Annotated in this window: 21 protein-coding genes; 15 read left to right on the top strand and 6 right to left on the bottom strand. The window is 60.4% G+C overall.

Features of this window, described 5'->3' with window-relative positions:
• The first annotated feature begins 27 nt into the window (after window positions 1-27).
• Window positions 28-1,089, top strand: coding sequence for an alpha/beta fold hydrolase (locus tag RXV86_RS08960; protein ID WP_316299159.1), 1,062 nt, complete (start codon window positions 28-30; stop codon window positions 1,087-1,089).
• 51 nt (window positions 1,090-1,140) lie between these two features.
• Window positions 1,141-1,410 carry a DksA/TraR family C4-type zinc finger protein gene (locus tag RXV86_RS08955; protein ID WP_316299158.1) on the top strand — a complete coding sequence of 90 codons (270 nt, stop codon included), beginning with the start codon at window positions 1,141-1,143 and terminating at the stop codon, window positions 1,408-1,410.
• A 119-nt stretch (window positions 1,411-1,529) separates the two neighbouring features.
• Here the strand turns inward: RXV86_RS08955 and RXV86_RS08950 are convergent, their stop codons facing one another.
• From RXV86_RS08950 to RXV86_RS08930, 5 genes are all read right to left on the bottom strand, one after another.
• The gene (locus tag RXV86_RS08950) at window positions 1,530-2,813 is read right to left on the bottom strand and encodes a ferredoxin reductase family protein (RefSeq protein ID WP_316299157.1); all 1,284 of its coding nucleotides are present in this window, start codon (window positions 2,811-2,813) and stop codon (window positions 1,530-1,532) included.
• Between the two features lie 273 nt (window positions 2,814-3,086).
• Window positions 3,087-3,389 carry a hypothetical protein gene (locus tag RXV86_RS08945; protein WP_316299156.1) on the bottom strand — a complete coding sequence of 101 codons (303 nt, stop codon included), beginning with the start codon at window positions 3,387-3,389 and terminating at the stop codon, window positions 3,087-3,089.
• Between the two features lie 2 nt (window positions 3,390-3,391).
• Complete coding sequence (locus RXV86_RS08940; protein WP_316299155.1) at window positions 3,392-5,215, bottom strand: M3 family oligoendopeptidase; 1,824 nt, start codon at window positions 5,213-5,215, stop codon at window positions 3,392-3,394.
• Window positions 5,216-5,273: 58 nt separating this feature from the next.
• Window positions 5,274-6,254, bottom strand: coding sequence for an alpha/beta hydrolase (locus RXV86_RS08935; RefSeq protein WP_316299154.1), 981 nt, complete (start codon window positions 6,252-6,254; stop codon window positions 5,274-5,276).
• Window positions 6,255-6,257: 3 nt separating this feature from the next.
• The gene (locus RXV86_RS08930) at window positions 6,258-6,548 is read right to left on the bottom strand and encodes an SCP2 sterol-binding domain-containing protein (RefSeq protein WP_316299153.1); all 291 of its coding nucleotides are present in this window, start codon (window positions 6,546-6,548) and stop codon (window positions 6,258-6,260) included.
• A gap of 71 nt (window positions 6,549-6,619) precedes the next feature.
• Between RXV86_RS08930 and RXV86_RS08925 the strand changes: the two genes are divergently transcribed.
• The 5 genes from RXV86_RS08925 to RXV86_RS08905 all read left to right on the top strand — a co-directional run bounded on the left by RXV86_RS08925 (window position 6,620) and on the right by RXV86_RS08905 (window position 11,635).
• A complete protein-coding gene (locus tag RXV86_RS08925; protein WP_316299152.1) occupies window positions 6,620-7,180 on the top strand; it encodes a tetratricopeptide repeat protein in 561 nt (186 codons plus the stop codon).
• Window positions 7,181-7,218: 38 nt separating this feature from the next.
• Complete coding sequence (locus RXV86_RS08920; protein WP_316299151.1) at window positions 7,219-10,035, top strand: helicase-related protein; 2,817 nt, start codon at window positions 7,219-7,221, stop codon at window positions 10,033-10,035.
• A gap of 3 nt (window positions 10,036-10,038) precedes the next feature.
• Window positions 10,039-10,410 carry an RNA-binding S4 domain-containing protein gene (locus RXV86_RS08915; RefSeq protein ID WP_316299150.1) on the top strand — a complete coding sequence of 124 codons (372 nt, stop codon included), beginning with the start codon at window positions 10,039-10,041 and terminating at the stop codon, window positions 10,408-10,410.
• A gap of 89 nt (window positions 10,411-10,499) precedes the next feature.
• Window positions 10,500-10,838, top strand: a complete 339-nt coding sequence (gene fdxA, locus RXV86_RS08910) for a ferredoxin FdxA (RefSeq protein ID WP_316299149.1) — start codon at window positions 10,500-10,502, stop codon at window positions 10,836-10,838.
• Between the two features lie 284 nt (window positions 10,839-11,122).
• Window positions 11,123-11,635, top strand: a complete 513-nt coding sequence (locus RXV86_RS08905) for a CarD family transcriptional regulator (protein ID WP_316299148.1) — start codon at window positions 11,123-11,125, stop codon at window positions 11,633-11,635.
• A gap of 59 nt (window positions 11,636-11,694) precedes the next feature.
• On the opposite strand, the gene cobS is transcribed toward RXV86_RS08905, so the two are convergent.
• Window positions 11,695-12,456, bottom strand: coding sequence for an adenosylcobinamide-GDP ribazoletransferase (gene cobS, locus RXV86_RS08900; RefSeq protein ID WP_316299147.1), 762 nt, complete (start codon window positions 12,454-12,456; stop codon window positions 11,695-11,697).
• An 80-nt stretch (window positions 12,457-12,536) separates the two neighbouring features.
• On the opposite strand from cobS, the gene cobT reads away from it, so the two are divergent.
• From cobT to RXV86_RS08860, 8 genes are all read left to right on the top strand, one after another.
• A complete protein-coding gene (cobT, locus tag RXV86_RS08895) occupies window positions 12,537-13,550 on the top strand; it encodes a nicotinate-nucleotide--dimethylbenzimidazole phosphoribosyltransferase (protein WP_316299146.1) in 1,014 nt (337 codons plus the stop codon).
• A gap of 98 nt (window positions 13,551-13,648) precedes the next feature.
• On the top strand, window positions 13,649-14,092 hold the full coding sequence (hpaR, locus tag RXV86_RS08890) for a homoprotocatechuate degradation operon regulator HpaR (protein WP_316299145.1): 444 nt from the start codon (window positions 13,649-13,651) through the stop codon (window positions 14,090-14,092).
• Between the two features lie 118 nt (window positions 14,093-14,210).
• Window positions 14,211-16,175, top strand: coding sequence for a CocE/NonD family hydrolase (locus tag RXV86_RS08885; RefSeq protein WP_316299144.1), 1,965 nt, complete (start codon window positions 14,211-14,213; stop codon window positions 16,173-16,175).
• A gap of 131 nt (window positions 16,176-16,306) precedes the next feature.
• On the top strand, window positions 16,307-17,887 hold the full coding sequence (locus RXV86_RS08880; RefSeq protein ID WP_316299143.1) for an ABC transporter substrate-binding protein: 1,581 nt from the start codon (window positions 16,307-16,309) through the stop codon (window positions 17,885-17,887).
• Between the two features lies 1 nt (window position 17,888).
• Window positions 17,889-18,845, top strand: coding sequence for an ABC transporter permease (locus RXV86_RS08875; protein ID WP_316299142.1), 957 nt, complete (start codon window positions 17,889-17,891; stop codon window positions 18,843-18,845).
• A complete protein-coding gene (locus RXV86_RS08870; protein WP_316299141.1) occupies window positions 18,845-19,660 on the top strand; it encodes an ABC transporter permease in 816 nt (271 codons plus the stop codon). The genes RXV86_RS08875 and RXV86_RS08870 overlap by 1 nt, the downstream gene beginning before the upstream one ends.
• Window positions 19,657-21,297 (top strand): ABC transporter ATP-binding protein, encoded by a 1,641-nt coding sequence (locus tag RXV86_RS08865; protein ID WP_316299140.1) that lies wholly within the window; start codon window positions 19,657-19,659, stop codon window positions 21,295-21,297. The genes RXV86_RS08870 and RXV86_RS08865 overlap by 4 nt, the downstream gene beginning before the upstream one ends.
• A 156-nt stretch (window positions 21,298-21,453) precedes the next feature.
• A complete protein-coding gene (locus tag RXV86_RS08860; RefSeq protein ID WP_316299139.1) occupies window positions 21,454-22,326 on the top strand; it encodes a DUF4349 domain-containing protein in 873 nt (290 codons plus the stop codon).
• Window positions 22,327-22,462 lie beyond the last annotated feature (136 nt).

Genomic DNA, 22,462 nt, shown 5'->3' with positions numbered 1-22,462 from the left:
TGTGCTGAATTGCCCACCATGTTGCATATGAGAGTTCTGATCGTCTTTCTGAGCCTGACGCTGGTTGCGGGCTGCACCCGTCACGCGGTGACAGGGTTTTCCGATCCGGTGGCGGGGCTGGAGGTGCAGCGGCTATTCGTAGCAACGCAACGTACCGCCGGGCAGGTTGGGCAGATATTCGGCGAACACCGCAGTTCGAACATGCATTACGGGCGGATCAGCATCTCGATCCCGCCGGGACACAAACCCGGCAGGATCGAGCGCACCTCGGGAATTGCCAATCCTGAGAAACATTTCGCCCCGCTGGGGGTCGAGCCGTTTCACCGGGTGGGACAGTTCACCGACCGGATCCGAAGTGAACAGGTGGCGAACGGGGCAGGAAATGGCAGCGTCCTGGTCTATGTCCATGGCTACAACAACACGATGGAAGACGCGGCATACCGGCTGGCGCAGATCCGGCATGATTTCGAGATTACCGAGCCGGCAATCCTGTTTTCCTGGCCTTCGGCGGGGGACCCGCGCGGGTATATTTATGATCGTGACAGTGTGCTGTTTGCCCGCGACGGGTTTGAGCAGCTGATCCGCGACCTGCGGGCGCGCGGGCAGCGCGAGATCGTGATCGTGGCCCATTCGATGGGTGCCTACTTGACCATGGAGGCGTTGCGGCAGATGGCGCTCAAGGGGGATCGGTATTTGATGGACGCCATCAGTACCGTGGCACTGATGTCACCGGATATTGACCCGGACGTGTTTCGCCAGCAGGCGGTGACAATCGGTCGGTTGCCCAGGCCGTTCCTGATTCTGACCTCGCAGAAGGACAAGGTTCTGGGTCTGGCCGAGTTCCTGACCGGTCGCAAGCAGCGGCTGGGCCGGATCAAGGACGAATCCGAGGTGGCGGGATTGGGCGTGACCGTGTTGGATGTGACCGACTTTACCGGTGACAGTACGGACAGCCACAACGTGGCGGCGACTTCGGGCGCTTTGATCAAGCTTTTGCGCGGGGTCGAGGCGCAAATTCGCCAGGGCGGTGGCGATGCACATGATTTCTTCCTGTTGGGAAAGGAAAAGCTGCAAGGCGTGCAGTTGTAATCAATCTGGGTCAATGGTGGGGTAAAACCCCATCCTACGAAGGAGGATGACATGGCTGGCGGATGGGCAAAGGATGGCGCGGTGAGCGAGCAGATCGAGGCTTCGATCAGCGACGAGCTCGCCCGGTTACAGACGCGCAAGGCACCAGCGGGTGAGAGCCTGACCCATTGCGCAGAATGCGAGGAACCGATCCCCGAGGCACGGCGCAAGGCGATCCCGGGGGTAAAACTGTGCATCGACTGCATGCAAGAGCGCGACAGCGCCTACAAGTCGCGCGGCGGGATCAACCGGCGCGGGTCGAAGGACAGCCAGTTGAAGTAAAGCTGGCATCTCATGTGCAAGCGCGCAGCATAAAGGCAAGCAGTCCCAGGGCCAGAACCAGATTGATGGCCCGGTAGATCACTCGCTGGCGCTTTGGCGCCGGAAGGTTGGCGAGGCGCTTAATCATATTTGAACCTCTCGGAGATGATGTTGCCCGCGGGCACACCCATCTCGATCAGGGTTTCCTCGGCAATGTCCATCATGACCGGCGGGCCGCAGAGCACGTAGAGCCAGTGTCGCATCTCGGGCTGGTCAAATTCCTGCCGGATCAGGGCGGCATCGCACATGCCGTGATGGCCGTCCCAGCCTTCGGGCGGTTCATAAAGCGCATGAACGACCCTGGTGCCGTGATCCCGGGCAAGATTGTCCAGCTCGTCACGATAGACGATCTGATCTTCACGGCGGTTGCCATAGAGAAGAGTGGTCGGACGCGGGTCATTTTCAAGGTGAAGCTGGCGCAGAATGCCGAGGATCGGAGCGATACCGACGCCACCGGCGACCATCGCGATGCCAGTCGCCACGCCGTGGTTATCGATCATCATGTTGCCATGCGGCCCGTCAACATAGGCGCGCGTACCGGGTTGAATACGGCCAAGGGTGCGGGTGAAATCACCCAGTTCCTTGATCACGAATTGCAGCTTGTTGCCCGAAGCCGGGGCCGAGGCGATCGAAAACGGGTTCTCGTTCAGGGAGATGGCCGAGCGGCCGATGCTGATCCAGGCGAATTGACCCGCCTTGTAGCGCATGCCGTCATGGCGCTGAGGGGTCAGGGTGACCTCCCAGGTGCGGGTGGCGATTTTGCGGATGCTTTCGGCGGTCCAGGGGTGGCGCATTTTGTGCAGGGGTTTGAGGAGGTAGACAAAGAGCAGCGACGCCAGGGCGACGGCAAAGAGACCGATCCAGACGGCAGCAAGCACCGGATCCTGCGCGTAACGCCCGGCATAGAGCGTGTGGTAGAGCAGGAGCGCCGCGATCAGGGCTGCACCCAGCCCGTGAAAGAGGCGCCAGGTTTCATGCGCCGTTCCCGGCCGGTCGCGTGACAGGGCCGCGAGGAACAGCATGAACAGCAAGCCCCACGCGGCGGCCCCGGCGCCAATGGCCGACAGGTCGATACCCATCGAGGGGTTGGTATAGGCCAGGGGGTGGACCAGTGCCAAAACGATGGCCGTGCGTGCGAGAAGCTGGTGAAACCGCATGGTGATGTCGATGCCGATGCGGCCTGAAATCGCGCGAAACCTTCCCGACAGCAGGAACTCGGCCAGCAGGATGGCATAGGCCAGCATGCCCGCACCCGAGGCGAGTTCGTCCGACAGGGCGCGGGGCGGGCGGGTGCCCAGGGCGCTCAGGCCCAGCGGCAGCAGAATGACGAACAGGTAGAGGGCGATCAGCAGGCGAGGATTCATGGCGACCGGAGATATTGAATTCCAGTGCTTTTATCGCAGCCTCACGGGGGAATGGGAACCGTTTGTGCGAGGTCGCTCGGTAGGCTGGAAGAATAGGTGCTCATCACGCCCTTATGTACGCGCCTCGCGTAGGGCGTGATTTCAATGCGGAGGCGGTGGGTGGGTTGGCATCTAACTTACGTATCCGTCGCCGCCAACGCGTCAAAGAAACCTGATACCTTGCTATTCGTCACAAAACCGAAGTCAAATTTGGCAATCTGCCGAGCTTTAAGGTCATTGATCGTGTGGATGATCTTGCCGTATTGGCAACGAGGAGACAAGAATTACAAATACAAGAGTAGGAACCAGGACAACCAAAAGTGCACCGAAGTATTTCCCAATCAAGAGCAGGACCAAGAACAGTCCGGCGATCATGGTTGGCATCACACCTTGATACATACCAATGAGGAAATCTGCCCACGCAGGAAACTCCATCACTTTGCCACAGCTGACGCATTCAGTGCCGTTTCCCGAGACGATTTTCAGCCGCATTTGAATTGAAATCGTCTGTTCACCACAAGATGAACAGTTTTGCATGGTCACCCCTCCATCGCCTCCAATTCATCGATGAAGCCCGAGATCATGCTGAGGCCCTTGTCCCAGAATTTGGGGTCTGAGGCGTCGAGCCCGAAGGGGGCCAGAAGGTCGGAGTGGTGTTTCGAGCCGCCTGCCTTGAGCATGTCAAAATACTTGCCCTGGAAGCCGTCTGGGTTTTCCTCGTAGACCGCATAAAGCGCGTTCACCAACCCGTCGCCGAAGGCATAGGCGTAGACATAGAAGGGCGAATGGATGAAGTGCGGGATGTAGGACCAGAAGGTCTCGTAACCGTCCATGTACTCAAACGCCGGGCCGAGGGATTCGGCCTGCACGCTCATCCAGATGGCGTTGATGTCGTCCGGGGTCAACTCACCCTCGCGACGGGCGGCGTGGAGTTTGCATTCGAAATCATAAAACGCGATCTGGCGCACGACCGTGTTGATCATGTCCTCGACCTTGCCCGCCAGCAGCACTTTGCGCTGCTCGGGCGTTTCGGCCTTGTCCAGCATGGCGCGGAAGGTGAGCATTTCGCCGAAGACCGACGCGGTTTCGGCAAGGGTCAGCGGTGTGGAGGACAGCATTTCGCCCTGATCGGCGGCCAGGACTTGGTGCACACCATGGCCCAACTCGTGCGCCAGGGTCATCACATCGCGCGGTTTGCCGAGGTAGTTGAGCATCACGTAGGGGTGCACATTGGTGACGGTGGGGTGGGCGAAGGCGCCGGGAGCCTTGCCGGGTTTCACGGCGGCGTCGATCCAGCCATCCGAGAAGAAGGGCGCGGCAATGTCGGCCATGCGCGGATCGAACCCGGCATAGGCGTTCATGACGGTTTCCTGCGCGTCATCCCACGAAACGGTGCGGGGGTCTTCGATAGGTAAGGGCGCATTGCGGTCCCAGACCTGCATTACGTCGAGGCCCAGCCATTTGCGTTTGAGGTCATAGTAACGGTGGCTGAGTTTCGGGTAGGCGGCGACCACGGCGTCGCGCAGGGCCTCGACGACCTCGGGTTCGACATCGTTGCTGAGGTGGCGCGAAGTCTGCGCGCTGGGCATTTTACGCCAACGGTCGATGATTTCCTTTTCCTTGGCCAGCGTGTTGTGAACACGGGCGAAGGTCTTGATGTTGTCGCCGAACACGCGGGCCAGCTCATATGCGGCCGCCTTGCGTTTGCCGCGGTCGGGGTCGGTCATGAAGTTGGTGGTGCCCTCGAGGTTGAAGGTCTCGCCCTCGACTTCGAATTCAAGTCCGGCGATGGTTTCATCAAAGAGTTTCTCCCAGGCGTCACCAACGGCACCGAGGTCGTGCAGGAAAGTTTCGAGCTCGTCCGAGAGCTGATAGGGACGCATGGCACGGCGGCGGTCGAGCACTGGTTTGTAGCGGGCCAGGTCGGCGTTGGCAGCGAGTGCGGCCTTGTAGACCTCATCCGGGATCTGGTTGAATTCGAGCGAGTAGAAAACCAGCGCAGAGGAAGCGTTGATGATGCGCTCCTGACAATCGGACATGAACTTGGCCCGGTCAGCATCGGTGGTCAGTTGGTAGTAACGCAGGCCGGCGTAAGACATGATGCGGCCGGCGATGTTGTCCATTTTCTCGGAGCGCTGGATGGTGGTCAGCAGATCATCGGCAGAGAGATCGGCCAGCTTGCCCTGGTAGTCGGCGGCAAAAGCGGTGGCCTCGCCTTCAAACCATTCGAGGTCGCGGGTTAGTTCGGGCGCGTCGTCCGAAGCATACAGGTCGGTCAGGTTCCATTCCGGCAGGTCGCCGAAATCGCCTGCCTCCCCGGAACCGGCGTTTGCATCGCGAAGCGGGAAGGGAAGGGTGAACATGGGGCGTGCCTTTCGAAAACAGGTGTTCGGGCACAGATAAGCCGCGTGAGCGCGGGTCTCAAGAGGAAGCTCGGACCTTGGCTTGATTGGCGGGTGCGTGTTCCGCAGGCGGGTTGTCGAAGAACGCAACCATTGTGTCGAAAATGCGGTCCTGCGTGGCCTGCGTGTCCATCAGGACTTCGTGTTCGCCGGGGTCGATCATCTCTAACTGACCATTTGGCCAGCGGGTCATGCGCGAATGGATGCGCGTGGCGTCGACGATGCGTTCGTTGGTGCCGAGAAAGGTGATCGTGGGATGCGGTGGCGACGCCATCCGGTCCAGTTCACGGCATTCACTGAGCGCCTCGTGCAGCCAGCGCAATGAAGGGCCTCCGAGCAGAAGTTCGGGGTGGGTCTCGACCTGGCGCTTCATGTACTCCCACATTTCCGGATCGGTGGTCAGCATGTTGTCTTCGAAGGGGGCTGTGACCACGTAGTTCTGTGCGCCGGTGCCGGGGGCATAGGCGTGGCCCAGTCCCATGAGCTTGCCGCCCCATGCGATGGCCCAGGCTGCAGGTCGGGTTGCGGGGGCCAGGCTGATTCCCCACATCGGTGCTGAGAAGGCGGCAGCGCGGACCGGCAGCCCTTCGTTCAGGGCGCGCAACCCGATACAACCGCCCATGGAATGGGCCAGAAGATAGAATGGTTCGGGCAGCTCGAGGTCTCGGGCGGCGTCCAGCACCGCCTTCACGTCTTTTTGATAATCGGAAAACCAGTGTACATGCCCGGTGGCCGGGTCCTCAACCAACCGGTCGGCAATGCCTTGCCCACGCCAATCGATACTAAGCGTTGCGAACCCACGCGCGGCCAGAGCGTGCGCGGTGCGACCGTATTTTTCGACATACTCGGTGCGGCCTGGAAACAGCAGGACTGTACCCTTGGTCGCGTCACGGTTCCACAGGCCGACACGAATTTGAACGCCGTCTTCCGCCGTCAACCACCAAGCGGCCCCATCTTCGGGACCATCGGCAATAGCAGCAAAAAACGGTGCGGTTTCCATCGCTTATCCCAGCACGGCGCCCAGCTGCATGGCCAAGCCCATATCGCCGTCAACGCTCAGTTTGCCTGACATGAAGGCGGCGGTTGGGTTCAGGTCGCCTTCCATCATCGATTGGAACGTGTCGGCCTCGGCGGTCATGGTTACATCGGCCTCTTCATCACCGGCGCGGGCGCCGTTGCCGTCTACCATGATCGAGCCTTCGCCTTCGATCACGAACTTTGCGATGCCGGCGTCAAAACCGCCCGACATTTTTTCGTTGAGGGCGGCCACGGCTGTTTCAATTGCATCGCTCATGGGTCTTTGTCCTTTTCTGGGGTCGCTGCGGGGCTGACATTTGCCCGCAAACCGTTAAACTCGACCGCACTATGAGCGTGTTTCACATCAATCTCAAACCTATCGTTGCGGCAGCGGCGCTGACAGTGTGGTTTTCCGCACCTGTTGCGGCGCAGTCCGAGGGCATGGATGATCTGTTCGCGCGGCTGAAATCCGCCGAACCGGCAGATGCGGCGCTGATCGAACGTGAGATCGAGATGGAATGGCGCAAGTCGGGCTCGCCTGCGATGGACCTGCTGCTCAAGCGTGGGCGCGAGGCAATGGAGGCCGAGGACTTTGCCGCAGCGATCGACCATTTCACCGCGCTGTCCGATCATGCGCCGGGGTTTGCCGAGGGCTGGCATGGCCGGGCACAGGCCTATGTCCGGACCGAGCGGATGGGGCCGGCGGTAGCGGATTTGAAACGTGTGTTGTCGATTAATCCGCGACAATTCCATGCAATCTATGGCTTGGGTACATTGTTTGAGCAGATAGACCGCCCGGATCAGGCCTATGACGCCTATCGGCTTGTGCTTGATTTGTATCCGCATCATGAAGACGCGCAGGAACGATTGAACCGGCTTGAAAAAGACGTCAATGGCGTCGAGCTATAGAGCAGCAGAAACAGCGACGAACCCCAGGACAAATCGAGATGAGCGCGCAAGGGCGGACCGTGGCGGTCCTTGGCCCCACGAATACCGGCAAGACGCATTACGCGATTGAACGAATGCTGGGCTATCGCACCGGCATCATCGGCTTGCCGCTGCGCCTGTTGGCGCGCGAGGTTTATGACCGGATCGTGCGGGCCCGGGGACCGAACGTTGTGGCGTTGATCACCGGCGAAGAGCGGATCGTGCCGGACCGGGCGCAGTATTGGGTTTGCACGGTCGAGGCGATGCCTGCGGGTATGGGTGCGGATTTCGTTGCTATCGACGAGATTCAGCTTTGTGCCGACCCAGAGCGCGGGCACGTCTTCACCGACCGCTTGCTGCATGCGCGTGGCACCCATGAAACCCTGTTCATGGGGGCGGCCACCATGCGGCGTCCGATCCTGGCGCTGGTGCCGGAGGTGGAGTTCTTGTCCCGCGAACGGATGAGCCAGCTGAGCTATACCGGACCGAAGAAGATCAGCCGGATGAAGCCGCGCAGCGCCATTGTCGGGTTCTCGGTTGATGGGGTTTATGCCATTGCCGAGCTGATCCGCCGTCAGCGGGGTGGGGCGGCGGTGGTGATGGGAGCGCTTTCCCCGCGCACGCGCAATGCGCAGGTCGAGATGTACCAGTCAGGCGAGGTTGATTTCCTGGTGGCGACCGATGCCATCGGCATGGGGCTGAACCTGGACATCGACCACGTGGCATTTTCATCCCTCAGCAAATTTGATGGGCGGCGGATGCGCGAGCTGGCCCCGAACGAGCTGGCCCAGATTGCTGGTCGCGCAGGGCGTGGGATGAGCGATGGCACCTTTGGCGTCACTGGCGAAGCGCGGGATCTGCCGCCCGATATGGCCGAAGCGATTGTCGACAATGCCTTTACCCCCATTCGCAAGTTGCAATGGCGGAATACGGACCTGACATTCGGGCGGCTTGATCATTTGATCCATTCGCTGGAGCAGAAACCGCAGAACGAATGGTTTGCCAAGGCCCGCGAAGCCGACGACCTTATGGCGTTGAAGGCGCTGTCGGAAGAGGCGGAAACCCGCGCACGCGCCAGCGATGCGCAATCGGTGCGCCTGCTCTGGGATGTCTGCCGCATTCCGGATTTTCGCGGAATCAGCCACGCGGAGCACGCCGATCTTTTGGGCCAGGTGTTTCATTTTTTGCACGAAAAAGGGCATATATCCGAGGATTGGTTCGCGGCGAAGGTCAAACGCATCGACAAAACCAATGGCGACATTGACACATTGTCGAAACGTCTGGCCTTTATTCGCACGTGGACTTATGTCGCACAGCGAAAGGGCTGGTTGCAGGATGCAGAGCATTGGCGCGGCGAAACCCGTGCGGTAGAAGATCGCTTGTCGGACGCACTTCATGGTGCGCTGACGCAAAGATTCGTGGATCGGCGCACAAGTGTGCTTTTGCGCCGACTCAAACAAAAGGAGGCCCTGGTGGCCGAAGTGAACGACAAAGGTGAAGTGACGGTCGAAGGCCACGTGGTGGGCCGTCTGGAAGGATTCCGCTTTGCAGCCGATAAGAGCGGCGGCAACCAGGAAGCCAAGACGCTGAAACAGGTGAGCCAGCAGGCGCTGGCACCGCATTTCAACCTGCGCGCCGATCGGTTCTACAACGCGCCTGATACCGAGATCGATTTTACTGAACAGGGTGGTCTGATGTGGGGCGAGCATGCCGTGGGCAAGCTGGTCGCCGGGGCAGAGCCGCTGAAACCCGCCGTGCAGGCCTTTGTCGACGAAGAGGCGGGTGAGGACGTGGTGCAGAAGGTCACCCGCCGCCTGCAGCATTTCATCGACCGCAAGGTCGCCACCCTTTTCGAGCCGCTTCTGAACATGAGCCGGGACGAGGAGCTGGGGGCGATGCCGCGCGGCTTTGCCTTCCGTCTGGTCGAAAACCTTGGCGTCATTCGCCGTGACGAGGTGGCCGCCGAGGTCAAGGACCTTGATCAGGACGCCCGCGGACAATTGCGCAAACACGGGGTACGGTTCGGTCAGTTCACCATCTTCATGCCGCTCTTGCTGAAACCCGCGCCGACGCGTCTGCGTCTGGTGCTGTGGTCGCTGGGCAAAGGGCTGGATGTCTTCCCCGAAGCGCCGCCGCCCGGTCTGGTAACCGTGCCCGCCCCGAAAGATGCCGAGCCGGGTGTGGATGCCATGAGCGGCTATCGCACCGCTGGAGAGCGGGCGATCCGGATCGACATGCTGGAACGTCTGGCCGACCTATTGCGTGCGGAAAACAGTCGCTCGGGTTTTGAGGCCAACCCCGACATGCTGTCGATCACCGGCATGACTTTGGAGCAGTTTTCCGAGCTGATGCAGGGATTGGGCTACAAGGCCGAGAAAGGCGAGCGTGAGAAGGTGCGCGCCGTGGCCGAGACGTCGACGGCAGAGGCTGCCCAAGCCGCGACCGAAGCAGTCGCAGAAGAACCTGCCGAGGCCGACGCGCAAGTGACGGAAGAGGTGTCAGCGGAACAATCTGCCGAGACGCCCGCGGAAACCACTGAGCCCGCCGAGGACACTGGCCCGGAGATGGAGGTGTTCTATACCTTCACCTGGGGTGGCTTTGGTGGCGGACAACGCGGTCCGCGCCGGGGTGGTGGACAGCAACGTCGCGAAGGCGGTGAGCGTCCCCGCGGTAAGGGCCAGGGCAAGCTCAAGGGCAAAGGCGGCAAGCCGCGTCGTGAAGGGGGCAAGCCGCAGGGTGCGCGCCGGTTCGAATCCAAACCGCCCAAGAAAGACAAGCCAATCGACCCCGACAACCCGTTTGCAGCCGCGCTCATGGGGCTCAAGGACAAGGACTGAGCCTTGTCTGAGGGCGCTGCACGTATCCGGCTGGACAAATGGCTGTGGTATGCGCGGTTCTTCAAAACACGCGGGCTGGCGTCAAAGCAGGTCTCAGGCGGGCATGTGCGGGTCAATGGCGACAGGGTGTCAAAACCGGCCCATTCTGTGGCGCCGGGGGACGTTTTAACCTTCGCCCAGGCGCGTCAGATTCGGGTGGTGAAGATCCTTGATGTGGGCAAACGCCGTGGCCCGGCACCGGAGGCGCGGGCGCTCTATGAAGATCTGACGCCACCGCCGGAGCCGGATGCGCCGCCCGCGCCACCACGTGTCGGGGCACGGCCCACCAAGCGTGACCGACGAGTACTGGATGCATTCAAAAAACCGGACGCGTGATTGTGATCGCCGCGACATGAGCAACGCTTGAATGATCCGCGCCCTTGAATTAGGCAGTTGCCGACGCCGATTTAATATGGATACCCGATATGACTTATATCGTGATCGATAACTGCATTGCCTGCAAATACACCGACTGTGTCGAGGTCTGTCCCGTGGACTGTTTCTACGAGGGTGAGAACATGTTGGTTATTCACCCAGATGAATGCATCGATTGCGGGGTCTGCGAGCCGGAATGCCCGGCCGATGCGATCCGCCCCGATACCGAGCCGGACATGGACAAATGGGTTGAATTCAACCGCAAATATTCGGAAATGTGGCCGGTGATCATCTCGAAGAAGGATCAGTTGCCCGAGGCCGAAGAACGCGACGGCGAGACGGATAAGCTGAACAAGTACTTCTCGGAAAACCCCGGCGAAGGGGGCTGAGGCTGCCATCGGCGATTCGCCGAGCCCATCGCGCGCAAACCTTTTGAAACACGGCCAAATTCACGCCTGTGACGCCGGGGCACTTTAATTTTGCCCTGATTCGTGCTATGTTACTCTCAGAAATGATGAAACCGACCTGATACCATCCATCCGAGCTGCCGTTCAGTGGATGGTTTTATTTGCGAAAAAGCCAGTCCAGCGGCGGGTGTTCAGCCTGCAGCGGGTGCGCTTTCGTCGCCGAAACAGGTGGGATTTCAGGATCCGACGCTAAGGAAAGAGCTTTAATGAGCAAGAAAAAATTGGACTTCAAGCCCAATGAATACGTCGTCTACCCGGCCCACGGCGTGGGTCAGGTCGTCTCAATCGAAAAACAGGAAGTAGCGGGTTTCGAACTCGAGCTTTTCGTGATCTCGTTTGAGAAGGACAAGATGACTCTGCGGGTGCCGACCAACAAGGCGATTGAGATCGGCATGCGTGGGTTGTCGAGCCCGGATGTCGTAAGTCAGGCGATGAAAACCCTGAAGGGCAAGGCCAAGGTCAAGCGTGCGATGTGGTCGCGCCGGGCCCAGGAATATGAACAGAAGATCAACTCGGGCGACCTGATCGCAATTGCCGAGGTGGTGCGCGACCTGCACCGCAGCGACGATCAGCGTGAGCAAAGTTATTCCGAGCGTCAGCTGTATGAGGCGGCGCTGGAACGTCTGACCCGTGAAGTGTCGGCTGTTGGCGGCGGTGACGAAGTTGCCGCAGCCAAACAGATCGACGATGTGCTGGTCAGCCGGGCGGCTGCGGCCTGATCCAGGTTACAACACGAATGAAAGAACCGCGCTCCATTGGGGCGCGGTTTTTCGTGTGTTTACATCGTGGCAAGCAGGGCCAGAAGAACGGCGATCTCGGTGATCTGTTGGGTGGCGCCGAGGACGTCGCCGGTCTGACCGCCAATTTTGGCGCGGGCTATGGCGGCGCAGGCAAGCATGGCGACAAGGGTGGCAAGGATGGCCCAGACCCCGGCCCAGCCTGAGATCAACAGGGCAAGGAAGCCACTGATCCCGGCAGCCAGCGCGACCGCAGCTGTGCCGGGGCGGCCGGTGGAGTGTGAAAGCCCGGTGTCGCGGGCGTTGGGCAGGGCCTGCATCACATGAGCCATTGCTGCGCGCGACAGAAGTGCCGAGACGAAAAGGCCCGGTATCAGGGCCGCGCCAAGGGACACCAGTGCCAGGCCACGCAGGCCGAGTGATAGGATCAGGGCAATGACACCGTAGGCGCCGATGCGGCTGTCCTTCATGATTTCAAGACGGCGCGCCCGGTCAGGGCCGCCCCAGAACCCGTCAGCCACGTCTGCCAGACCGTCCTCGTGCATGGCGCCGGTAACGATCACCATCAGTGATAGGGCCAGAAGTGCGGCAATCGGTGCAGGCAGGCCGAGGGTCAGGACGATCTTGGCCAGAATCGCGGCCAGCATTGCTACAACCGCACCAACCAGCGGCCAGGCCCAAGTGGTGCGGGCACCGCGGCCATAGGCCTCGGGTTCGAGGCGGATGGGCAGGCGGGTCAGCAGCGACAGGGCGACGGGGATGTCACCAAGCTGCAATGTCCCTCTGGGGCCGGTTTTGTGCATCGTTCTGTCCGTTTCAAGACTTGTGGACCGGGTCGGTTCGGTTAAACACGCGGGCACAAGTCAACGCAACGAGGATTTGAATGGCCGATTTCAGCAGTCTGGAGCAGTTTCGCGAGTGTCTGGCACAGGCGCCCGACGCAGACAAAGAGGCGAAAGCAGGGGCCGAGGCCCGCAATGTTCAATTGACCAAGCCACCCGGCGCGCTGGGCCGCTTGGAGGATCTGGCGATCTGGTATGCAGGTTGGCGCGGTGATGCGCGCCCCAAGCTGGAGAATCCGCAGGTTATCGTGTTCGCGGGGAATCACGGGGTGACGGCGCAGGGGGTTTCGGCTTTTCCGGCGGAAGTGACCGAGCAGATGGTGTTGAATTTTCAGCATGGCGGCGCAGCGATCAACCAGCTGTCCAAGGCGTTTGGGGCCAAGATGGACGTGCATGCTCTGTCGCTGAATCGGCCGACGGCGGATTTCACCCAAGGTCCGGCGATGAGCGAGAATGAGTTTGTCGAGGCGCTCTTGGCTGGCTGGCACGCGGTGGATGAGGGATCGGACCTGCTGGTCACTGGCGAGATGGGAATCGGCAACACCACAAGCGCGGCGGCGATTGGTTGTGCCCTGTTCGGTGGCGAGGCCGAGGACTGGGTTGGCCGTGGCACTGGCGTGGATGATGCCGGGTTGGCGCTGAAAGCACGTGTGGTGCGCGATGGCGTCAAGATGAATGGTGACGCAATGAGTGATGGGCTGGGTGTGTTGCGCTGCCTTGGCGGACGCGAGCTGGCCGGGATGGCGGGTGCGATTGCGCGGGCACGGGTGGAATGCATTCCGGTAATCCTTGACGGGTTCATCTGTTCCGCGGCTGCGGCCTGTCTTGAACGGGCGGTGCCGGGGGCGCTGGATCATGCGGTGGCTGGCCATCAGAGCGCCGAAGCGGCCCATGCGCGGCTGCTGAAGGAGCTCGACAAGGCACCGCTGTTGCAGCTGGGGATGCGGCTGGGCGAGGGTTCGGGCGCGGCGCTGGCGATCGGTGTGCTGAAAGGGGCCGTGGCCTGTCACTCGGGTATGGCGACCTTTGGCGAGGCCGGGGTGTCTGAGGGTTAGTGAATGTGCGCGGAAGCACATCCTAAGCAAGAATATTTAAGAACCGCTGCGGCGATGCAGACCTTGCCGCGGCGGTGGAAATCGGCGACATATCGGGCATGACTGACAGACCCAGCTTGCCTTCGACTTCCCGCTCGCTTCCGATTGCGATGCTGCGGGCACGTGAAACCATGATGGCGCCGATCCGGCACATGTTGAACAAGGCAGGCGTGACCGAACAGCAATGGCGGGTTCTGCGGGTTCTGGATGAGCATGGCACGATGGACCCGAAGGACCTTGCCCAAGGGGCGTCGCTGCTCAACCCATCGCTGACGCGGATCATGCAGCTTCTGGACAAGAAGGGACTGATCGCGCGCAAAGACCATCCGACCGATCGGCGCAAGGTTTTGGTGGACATCACCGAGGAAGGCCGAGTGCTTTTGCGTGAGGCGGCACCGGAAAGCGCGGCGATCTTTGCCCGGCTGGAAGAGCGCTATGGGCGCGAGAAGATGGAGCAGCTTTTGGATCTGCTCAATGAACTGAGCTCGGTCGATCTGGATTAAGCGGCGCGGGTTCTGTTCGCGATTGCCTGCGAGCTTGTCTGGCAGAAATGAACGCGCGGTCGCTTGACTCGACTCGGGCGGGGCGGAAGGCTGTGACCGATGATGGGCCGGGGGCAGCATGAAGAATTTGCGAGAAATCGAAGAGCTTGAGGACCTTGGCATCACGCTGTCCGATGGTTGCCGGCTGTCGGCGCGGGTGTGGCGACCGGTAGATGCGGAGGACAACCCGGTGCCGGTGGTGTTGGAATACCTGCCCTATCGCAAACGCGACGGGACATGCGCCCGCGACGCGCTAACTCATCCGTATTTCGCCCGGCGCGGTTATGCCTGTGTGCGCGTCGACATGCGCGGCAATGGCGACAGCGAAGGGGTGATGGAGGACGAATACACCGTGCAGGAGCAGGCCGACGCGGTCGAGGTGATCGACTGGCTGGCAGAGCAACCCTGGTGCAATGGCAACGTCGGTATGATGGGGATCAGCTGGGGCGGATTCAACGGTTTGCAGGTGGCGGCGCTGGCGCCCGATGCGCTTAAGGCGGTGATCACGCTGTGCTCGACCGTGGATCGCTATGCCGATGACATCCACTACAAGGGCGGGTGCCTGCTGAACGAGAACCTCGGCTGGGGTAGCACCATGTGGGCTTACTCGAGCCGGCCACCTGACCCGGCGCTGCGCGAGGATTGGCGCGAGATCTGGATGCAAAGACTTGAGGCGGAGCCGTTTCTGCCTGAAGTCTGGCTGCGGCACCAGCACCGGGACGCGTATTGGAAACACGGGTCGATCTGCGAGGACTATTCAACACTGAAGGCAAAGGTGCTGGCGATTGGCGGTTGGGGCGACGCCTACAAGAACGCGGTGCCGCAGATCATCGGCAACCTGCCGGGCTCAAAGGGGATCGTTGGTCCATGGGTGCACAAATATCCACATTTCGCCGTGCCCGAGCCGAGGATCGGATTCTTGCAGGAGGCGCTGCGCTGGTGGGACAAGTGGCTGAAAGGTATCGAGACCGGGGTCGAGGAAGATCCGGACCTGAGCCTATACCTGATGGACGGAGTAAGGCCCAAAACTTGGTATGAGGAACGGCCCGGGCGCTGGGTAACGCATGCGCCGGGCAAGACCGGGCGCTATCCCCTGGGACCGGACGGGGTGTTGGGGCAGGCGGGGGCATTCGAGGTTGCCGTGGCCAGCCCGGCCGATACCGGCATGGAAGGCGGAGAGTACTGCGCGATTTGGCTGGGACCCGAGATGCCGGGGGATCAGCGCCCGGACGATGCGAAATCCGCTTGCTGGGACAGTGCGCCGCTTGATCATGCAGTTGAGATTGCCGGGGCGCCGGAGATGACGTTGCGGCTGCGGTCCGAGAAAGCACAAGGCCAAGTGGCGGTCCGGCTCAATCACGTGCATCCGGACGGGGCCAGCACGCGGATCACCTATGGGATGCTGAATCTGACCCATCGAGGCGGGCACGAAACGCCAGTGGACTTGCCCTTGAACCAAGGGGTCGAAATCCGCGTCGCGTTGGACCACATTGCTTATGTCGTGCCCAAAGGGCATCGCATTCGCGTGGCGGTGTCGAATGCCTATTGGCCACTGATCTGGCCCGCACCGGAGGCGGGTGCATTGACCGTCACTGGCGGGCAACTGACCCTGCCAACGCAAGCAGATGGCATGGGCGGGCGGACATTCCTGCCGCCGGAGACCGACGAGCCCTGGCAGATTGAGGAACTGCGACCGGCGAACAACAGCCGCAAGATCGAGCGCAATATGGGCAGCGGAGAGGTCCACCTGATCATCGAGGATGATTTCGGCAAGCGGTATGACAAGGGTCATGGACTGGTGTCCGGTGGAATGGCGCGGGAGCGGTGGAGCATTCACCCTGACGATCCGCTGAGCGCGAAGGGCGAAACCCATTGGACCGAGGAAGTAGAGCGTGACGGCATATGCTTGCGAACCGAGACTTTTGCGGAAATGACCTCGGATTTGACGCATTTCCACTTCTCTGCCCGTCTCGAGGCATATGAAAATGACATTAAAGTCTTCGATAAAGAGTTCAAAGATCGCATACGGCGTAAGGGACTCTAGGGGCAGGGGTCGGATTTTCTTGGAGAAAAACCTTGAAGCATGGGGTCGGATCGGCTTTGCTTGCCGAGAAGAAAAAAAATTCCGGCCCGGCAACACGGGCCCCGGGGGATGAATTTAACAGGGAGTTGAAGATGAAAGACCAGCTGGACTATCTCAAAGTGCGCGCGGCCTTGGGCCATATCACGCGGCGTGAATTCATGGGCAAAGCGGCAGCGCTTGGCTTGACGGCCGCGATGGCGAACACGCTGTTGGCTGACGCGGTTCAGGCCGCAGGTCCGCAGAAGGGCGGCACCATCAAAGTGGGTGTGAACGGGAGCGGCTCGGCAGACAGCCTTGATCCTGCATTGTCGGCAAACCAGGGCCAGACCCTTGTGACGCGCATGTGGGGCGAGCCGTTGGTGGAACTTGCCGTTGGCAACGCAATTGAACCGGTTTTGGCCGAGAGCTACTCGTCCTCACCCGATGCGAAGGTCTGGACCTTCAAGATTCGTTCGGGAGTCATGTTCTCGAACGGAAAATCGATGACGGCGGAAGACGTTCTCGCCACGATGGAGCGTCATTCTGGTGACGAAACGAAGTCGGGCGCGCTGGGTATCATGCGCGGCATCAAGGCGATGCGCGCGGAAGGCATGGACTTCATCATCGAGCTTGAAACCGCCAATGCCGACCTGCCTTATCTGATGGCAGACTATCACCTGCTGATCCAACCCAATGGCGGCAACGACGATCCGACGGGGGCCATCGGTACCGGGCCTTATGTGCTGAAATCGGCAGAGCCGGGTGTGCGCTTTGTGTTCGAGAAGAACGCCAACTACTGGCGTGAGGGTGGCAACGCAGGCACCATTGAGCTTATCGTCATCAACGATGACACGGCCCGTGTTGCTGCGCTTCAGTCGGGTCAGGTCGACATGATCAACCGCGTGCCGCCGCGTACGGCGGGCCTGGTCGATCGCGCGCCGAACATCACAGTGCAAAAGGCTTCGGGCCCAGGCCACTATGTATTCATCGCGCATAAGAACACCGATCCGTTCGACAACAACGACGTGATGCTGGCTCTGAAATGGGGTATGAACCGCCAGGAGATGGTCGACAAGATCCTCTTTGGTTACGGCTCAGTCGGTAACGACACGCCGATCAATGCGTCCTATCCGCTGTTTACGGAAATGCCGCAGCGGGAATACGATCCCGAAAAAGCGGCGCATCACTGGAAAAAATCGGGCCGCACCGACCCCGTGCTGCTGCGCACTTCGGACAACTCGTTCCCGAATGCGCCGGATGCTGCAGCGCTGTTCCAGCAATCGCTTTCGGCTGCAGGTATCCCGCTTGAGGTCAAGCGTGAACCAAATGATGGCTACTGGTCGGAAGTTTGGAACAAGCAACCGTTCTGCACCAGCTATTGGAGCGGCCGGCCGGTTCAGGACCAGATGTATTCGACGGCCTATCTGTCGACGGCAGACTGGAACGACACACGCTTCAACAATGAGCAATTCGACCAATTGCTGGTTGCCGCACGTGCCGAGCTGGACGAAGGCAAACGCAAGCAGATGTATGCCGACATGGGCATGATCCTGCACAACGAGGGCGGGTTGATTTGCCCGATGTTCAACGACTTCCTCGATGCCACGACCGACCGGATCGCCGGCTGGGGTGAGTCGGCTGGCTTTGGCCTGATGAACTACTACGCCCCGATCAAGATGTGGGTTGCCGCCTGATATGGGGCCGGCTTTAAAACTTGTGGTCCAGCGCCTTGCGCTGGGCCTCATCCTTCTTTTCCTCGTTTCGATCCTGATCTTCGTGGGCACCTTGATCTTGCCCGGAGATGTCGCGCAATCGATCCTTGGACAATCCGCAACCCCCGAGGCACTGGCCAACCTGCGCGAAGAGCTGGGTCTGAACGATCCGCCGCTGACGCGCTATTTCGACTGGCTGGGCGGGGTGATGACCGGTGATTTGGGTACCGCGCTGACCAACGGTCAGGATATCGCGTCGAGCCTGGGAAAACGGTTGAAAAACACGCTGTTCCTGGCGTTCTGGGCGGCGGTGATCTCGGTCCCGCTGGCGATCTTCCTGGGCCTTCTGGCGGTGCGCTATCGCGAGCGTTGGCCGGACAAGTTGATTTCAGCGGTAACGCTGAGCACGATTTCGATCCCGGAATTCCTGATCGGTTACGTGCTGATGTATTTCGTGGGCGTGAAGCTGGGCTGGGCGCCCACCGTTTCGACCATCTATGACTCGATGTCTCTGGGTGAAAAGCTCAATGCCATCGCGCTACCCGTTGCGGTGCTGACCCTTGTGGTGCTCGCGCATATGATGCGGATGACGCGTGCGGCGATCCTGAATGTGATGCAATCGGCCTATATCGAGACGGCCGAGCTGAAGGGCCTCACGATGTTCAAGATCATCTGGCGCCATGCCTTCCCGAATTCGATCGCGCCGATCGTCAACGTTGTGATGCTGAACCTGGCTTACCTGGTGGTGGGCGTTGTCGTGGTGGAGGTGGTGTTCACCTATCCCGGTATGGGCCAATACCTGGTTGACCACGTGAGCAAGCGTGACCTGCCGGTGGTGCAGGCCTGTGGCCTGATCTTTGCTGCCGTGTATATCGGGCTGAACATGATGGCCGACATTATCTCGATCCTGTCGAACCCGAGATTGAGGCACCCGAAATGATGAAGAACATTCCATTCGCGGCAGTCGTTGGGCTGTTTTTCACCGCGCTTTATTTCTTTGTCGCGATCTTCGCGTCCTGGATTGCGCCCTATGGTATGGCCGAGGTGGTCGGCGACGTGTGGGAGCCTGCAAGCGCCAAGCACTGGCTGGGCACCGACAATATCGGGCGCGACTTGCTGACCCGGATGATCTATGGCGGGCAGACCACGATCTTCATCGCCACCGCCGCAACCATCCTGAGTTTCACCACCGGGTCGGTGCTGGGCTTCTTGGCGGCAGTGCTTGGGGGCTGGGCCGATCAGGCGCTGTCGCGCTTTGTTGATCTGGTAATGTCGATCCCCTCTTTGATCCTGGCGCTGGTGATCCTGTCGGTCACGCCAGTGACGGTGCCGGTTCTGATTGTGGTGATGGGGCTGCTGGATGCCACCCGTGTGTTCCGGCTGGCCCGGGCCGTGGCCGTGGATATCAACGTGATGGACTATGTCGAAGCCGCCAAGCTGCGTGGCGAGGGGCGGGCCTGGATCATCTTTCGGGAAATCCTGCCCAATGCGCTGAGCCCGCTTGTGGCCGAGATGGGGCTTCGTTTTATCTTCATGGTTCTGTTCATTTCGACGCTGTCGTTCCTTGGCCTTGGCGTGCAACCGCCGATGGCTGACTGGGGTGGCATCGTGAAAGAGAACAAGGACGGGATCGTCTATGGCATCGGCGCAGCACTGTGGCCGGCGGTGGCAATCGCCACACTGGCGATCAGCGTCAATCTGGTGGCAGACTGGATTCTGAACCGCACCACCAGCCTGAAAGGGGGTCGGGGATGAGCGACGACAAACTGGTCAAAGTCCGTGGCTTGAAAATTGGTGCGACGGTCTATCCGCCGGGCGAACGCCCGCACGACATCGAGATTGTGCATGGCGTTGATTTCGATCTGGAGGCGGGCAAGGTTCTGGGCCTGATCGGCGAATCTGGCGCGGGCAAGTCGACCATCGGGTTGGCGACCATGGCCTATGGTCGTGGCGGCGTGAAGATCACCGGCGGCGAGGTCTGGGTCAACGGGCGCGATATCCTGAAAACCGGGGTGCGCGATGTACGCAAGCTGCGCGGGCTGGAAGTGACCTATGTCAGCCAGTCAGCGGCGGCCAGCTTCAACCCGGCCAAGAAGATCATGGACCAGGTGGTCGAAGCAGCGGTGGAAGCAAACAAGTTTTCCAAGCGTGAGGCCGAGGCACGGGCGGTGGAGCTGTTTCGCAAGCTGGGTCTGCCGGACCCGGAAAACATCGGGTCTCGTTATCCGCACCAGGTGTCGGGTGGGCAGCTGCAACGCTGCATGACCGCGCTGGCGTTGTGTCCTGAACCGGACATGGTGGTGTTTGATGAACCTACCACGGCGCTGGATGTGACCACCCAGATCGATGTGCTGATGGCAATCAAGGAAGCCATTCGCGACACCGGTGTGGCGGCGCTCTATATCACCCACGATCTGGCCGTGGTGGCTCAGGTGAGCGACCATATCATGGTGCTCAAAATGGGCGATATGGTGGAATATGGCACCACCGATCAGATCATCAATACGCCCAAGGAAGAGTATACGAGGGCGCTGGTCTCGGTTCGTTCGATCGACCACAAGGAAAAGGATCCGACGCCGGAACCGGTGCTGCGGGTCGAGAACATCACAGCGCGCTACAAGGGCACCCATTTCGATGTGTTGAAGGACATCAATGTTGAGCTGCATCCGGGGCAGACGCTGGCCGTGGTGGGCGAATCCGGTTCGGGCAAGTCGACGCTTGCGAGGGTGATCACCGGACTGTTACCGCCGAGCGAGGGCGATATCCACTTTGCTGGACGAACTCTTTCCTCTGACCTTCCTAGCAGGTCGAAGGAAGACCTGCGCGAATTGCAGATGATCTATCAGATGGCGGATGTGGCGATGAACCCGCGCCAGACGGTGGGCACGATCATTGGACGGCCCTTGGAGTTTTATTTCGGGCTGCGTGGCGCAGAGAAGCGCAAGCGGGTGCTGGAGCTGCTGGACGAGATCGAGATGGGGGTTGAGTTCATTGATCGCTATCCGGCGGAGCTGTCCGGTGGTCAGAAGCAACGGGTCTGCATTGCCCGATCGCTGGCGGCCAAACCCAAGATGATCATTTGTGATGAGGTGACAAGTGCGCTCGACCCGCTGGTGGCGGATGGCATTCTCAAGTTGCTGTTGGACCTGCAGAAGATCGAGGATGTGGCCTATCTGTTCATCACCCACGACCTGGCAACGGTGAAGGCCATCGCGGATTCGATTGCGGTGATGTATCAGGGCGAGGTGGTACGCTATGGCACCAAATCAGAGGTGCTGGCGCCGCCGTTTGATGATTACACCGACCTGCTGCTGAGTTCCGTTCCTGAGATGAGGCTTGGCTGGCTGGAAGAGGTCATCGCCAACCGCAAGATGGAAAGCGCCGGCAACTGACGCAGATGGAACAAGCCTTTTCGAAAAGGCTTGGAGCAAGCGCCTTTGAAGGCGCTTGCTGCGCGCGGATTGCTGCCGGTGCGGGCATGGTAAGATTGCGTTTTCCTCTGAGGAGCCGCAGGATTTGAGCCATTCAACAGTGGTGGGTGATTGGACATGAAAGCGATTGTTGCGCGGAGCGCGGTTATTTTCTGCCTTGGTTTTTTCGGGCTGTTTCTGTTGCGATTGGGCTATGGTTATGTCGATCAGCCCAATGGCGAGGTCATTCAGCGGGGGTTTGTTGACCAGAGCTTGGGCTATGATTTCGAACTCAGCCGTAAAAACTATGCCGGGCAGAAGCAATCCGTTGGTGGAGGGACCGGTCCGGCCTCGGTTGATCAGCGCTACGAAAAGGTTGCGACCCTGGGCCAGTCGAGCGACGCCTTTGATGAGGATGAGGCCAAGGTGCGCAGCGTTGCAAAGGCGGCCCAAGCCCTGGTCCAGCACGAGCAGGCCTTTGGTCTGAAGGGGCGGCGGCAATTGCAACTGGCCCTTGGTGTGCCCCCGGCCGCGTTTGATGACGTGATCATCCAGATTCGCGAAATCGGTGAGCCGGTCAGTTTCCAGGTCAACAAGACCGACAAGACCAACGAGTATCGCGCGCTTCTGGCGCAGCAGGAGAGCCTGCGGAAATCGCGTGACAACTTGCTGGAGTTGAAGGTTCGGGATGCGGAGCTGGATGATCTCATCGCGTTGGAAAGTCGTATCCTCGATCTGGAAAACCAGATCCAGTCGCTGGGCGTGTCGGTTGGCGAGTTCGACAGCGAGTTCGAGTTCGTCACTATCAAGCTAACCCTGAGTGAGGTGCGCCCGCCGGTGGAACGCTTTATCCCGTTCCTGAAACGCGCCAAGGCGGCGTTGGAATGGACCGTCTATGCCAGCCTCGGCATCGCGGCCGCACTGTTCTTCTTTGTGACGGCAGCGGTGCTGTTCGTCTTGTTGCTCCAAATGGTGCGCCGGGCGATGCCCGCGGAGGGCCAGAATCGATGATTTGATTTCGGATGCCCGCCATTCCGACGATGCATGGCGGGCAAGCCGTTGCAATATTGATGAAAACCCCGGTTGCTTGCCGTCAAGTCAGCGCCGGTTTCTGGTGTATTTCGCACGCGCAGCATGATAATGTTGC

The sequence above is a fragment of the Aliisedimentitalea sp. MJ-SS2 genome (genome assembly GCF_032586155.1).
Lineage (GTDB): Bacteria > Pseudomonadota > Alphaproteobacteria > Rhodobacterales > Rhodobacteraceae > JAWHTC01.
The sequence above is the reverse complement of the archived record's forward strand: the minus strand, read 5'-3'. Positions and strand labels throughout refer to the sequence as shown.

What these genes read in the sequence shown, in the direction of transcription:
- RXV86_RS08880 (WP_316299143.1), top strand. Translation starts at nt 16,307, where the DNA reads ATGAAAGACCAGCTGGACTATCTCAAAGTGCGCGCGGCCTTGGGCCAT.
- RXV86_RS08945 (WP_316299156.1), bottom strand. Translation starts at nt 3,389, where the DNA reads ATGCAAAACTGTTCATCTTGTGGTGAACAGACGATTTCAATTCAAATG.
- RXV86_RS08935 (WP_316299154.1), bottom strand. Translation starts at nt 6,254, where the DNA reads ATGGAAACCGCACCGTTTTTTGCTGCTATTGCCGATGGTCCCGAAGAT.
- RXV86_RS08955 (WP_316299158.1), top strand. Translation starts at nt 1,141, where the DNA reads ATGGCTGGCGGATGGGCAAAGGATGGCGCGGTGAGCGAGCAGATCGAG.
- fdxA (WP_316299149.1), top strand. Translation starts at nt 10,500, where the DNA reads ATGACTTATATCGTGATCGATAACTGCATTGCCTGCAAATACACCGAC.
- RXV86_RS08885 (WP_316299144.1), top strand. Translation starts at nt 14,211, where the DNA reads ATGAAGAATTTGCGAGAAATCGAAGAGCTTGAGGACCTTGGCATCACG.
- RXV86_RS08920 (WP_316299151.1), top strand. Translation starts at nt 7,219, where the DNA reads ATGAGCGCGCAAGGGCGGACCGTGGCGGTCCTTGGCCCCACGAATACC.
- RXV86_RS08950 (WP_316299157.1), bottom strand. Translation starts at nt 2,813, where the DNA reads ATGAATCCTCGCCTGCTGATCGCCCTCTACCTGTTCGTCATTCTGCTG.
- cobT (WP_316299146.1), top strand. Translation starts at nt 12,537, where the DNA reads ATGGCCGATTTCAGCAGTCTGGAGCAGTTTCGCGAGTGTCTGGCACAG.
- RXV86_RS08960 (WP_316299159.1), top strand. Translation starts at nt 28, where the DNA reads ATGAGAGTTCTGATCGTCTTTCTGAGCCTGACGCTGGTTGCGGGCTGC.
- RXV86_RS08870 (WP_316299141.1), top strand. Translation starts at nt 18,845, where the DNA reads ATGAAGAACATTCCATTCGCGGCAGTCGTTGGGCTGTTTTTCACCGCG.
- cobS (WP_316299147.1), bottom strand. Translation starts at nt 12,456, where the DNA reads ATGCACAAAACCGGCCCCAGAGGGACATTGCAGCTTGGTGACATCCCC.
- RXV86_RS08860 (WP_316299139.1), top strand. Translation starts at nt 21,454, where the DNA reads ATGAAAGCGATTGTTGCGCGGAGCGCGGTTATTTTCTGCCTTGGTTTT.
- RXV86_RS08930 (WP_316299153.1), bottom strand. Translation starts at nt 6,548, where the DNA reads ATGAGCGATGCAATTGAAACAGCCGTGGCCGCCCTCAACGAAAAAATG.
- RXV86_RS08940 (WP_316299155.1), bottom strand. Translation starts at nt 5,215, where the DNA reads ATGTTCACCCTTCCCTTCCCGCTTCGCGATGCAAACGCCGGTTCCGGG.
- RXV86_RS08875 (WP_316299142.1), top strand. Translation starts at nt 17,889, where the DNA reads ATGGGGCCGGCTTTAAAACTTGTGGTCCAGCGCCTTGCGCTGGGCCTC.
- RXV86_RS08905 (WP_316299148.1), top strand. Translation starts at nt 11,123, where the DNA reads ATGAGCAAGAAAAAATTGGACTTCAAGCCCAATGAATACGTCGTCTAC.
- RXV86_RS08925 (WP_316299152.1), top strand. Translation starts at nt 6,620, where the DNA reads ATGAGCGTGTTTCACATCAATCTCAAACCTATCGTTGCGGCAGCGGCG.
- hpaR (WP_316299145.1), top strand. Translation starts at nt 13,649, where the DNA reads ATGACTGACAGACCCAGCTTGCCTTCGACTTCCCGCTCGCTTCCGATT.
- RXV86_RS08865 (WP_316299140.1), top strand. Translation starts at nt 19,657, where the DNA reads ATGAGCGACGACAAACTGGTCAAAGTCCGTGGCTTGAAAATTGGTGCG.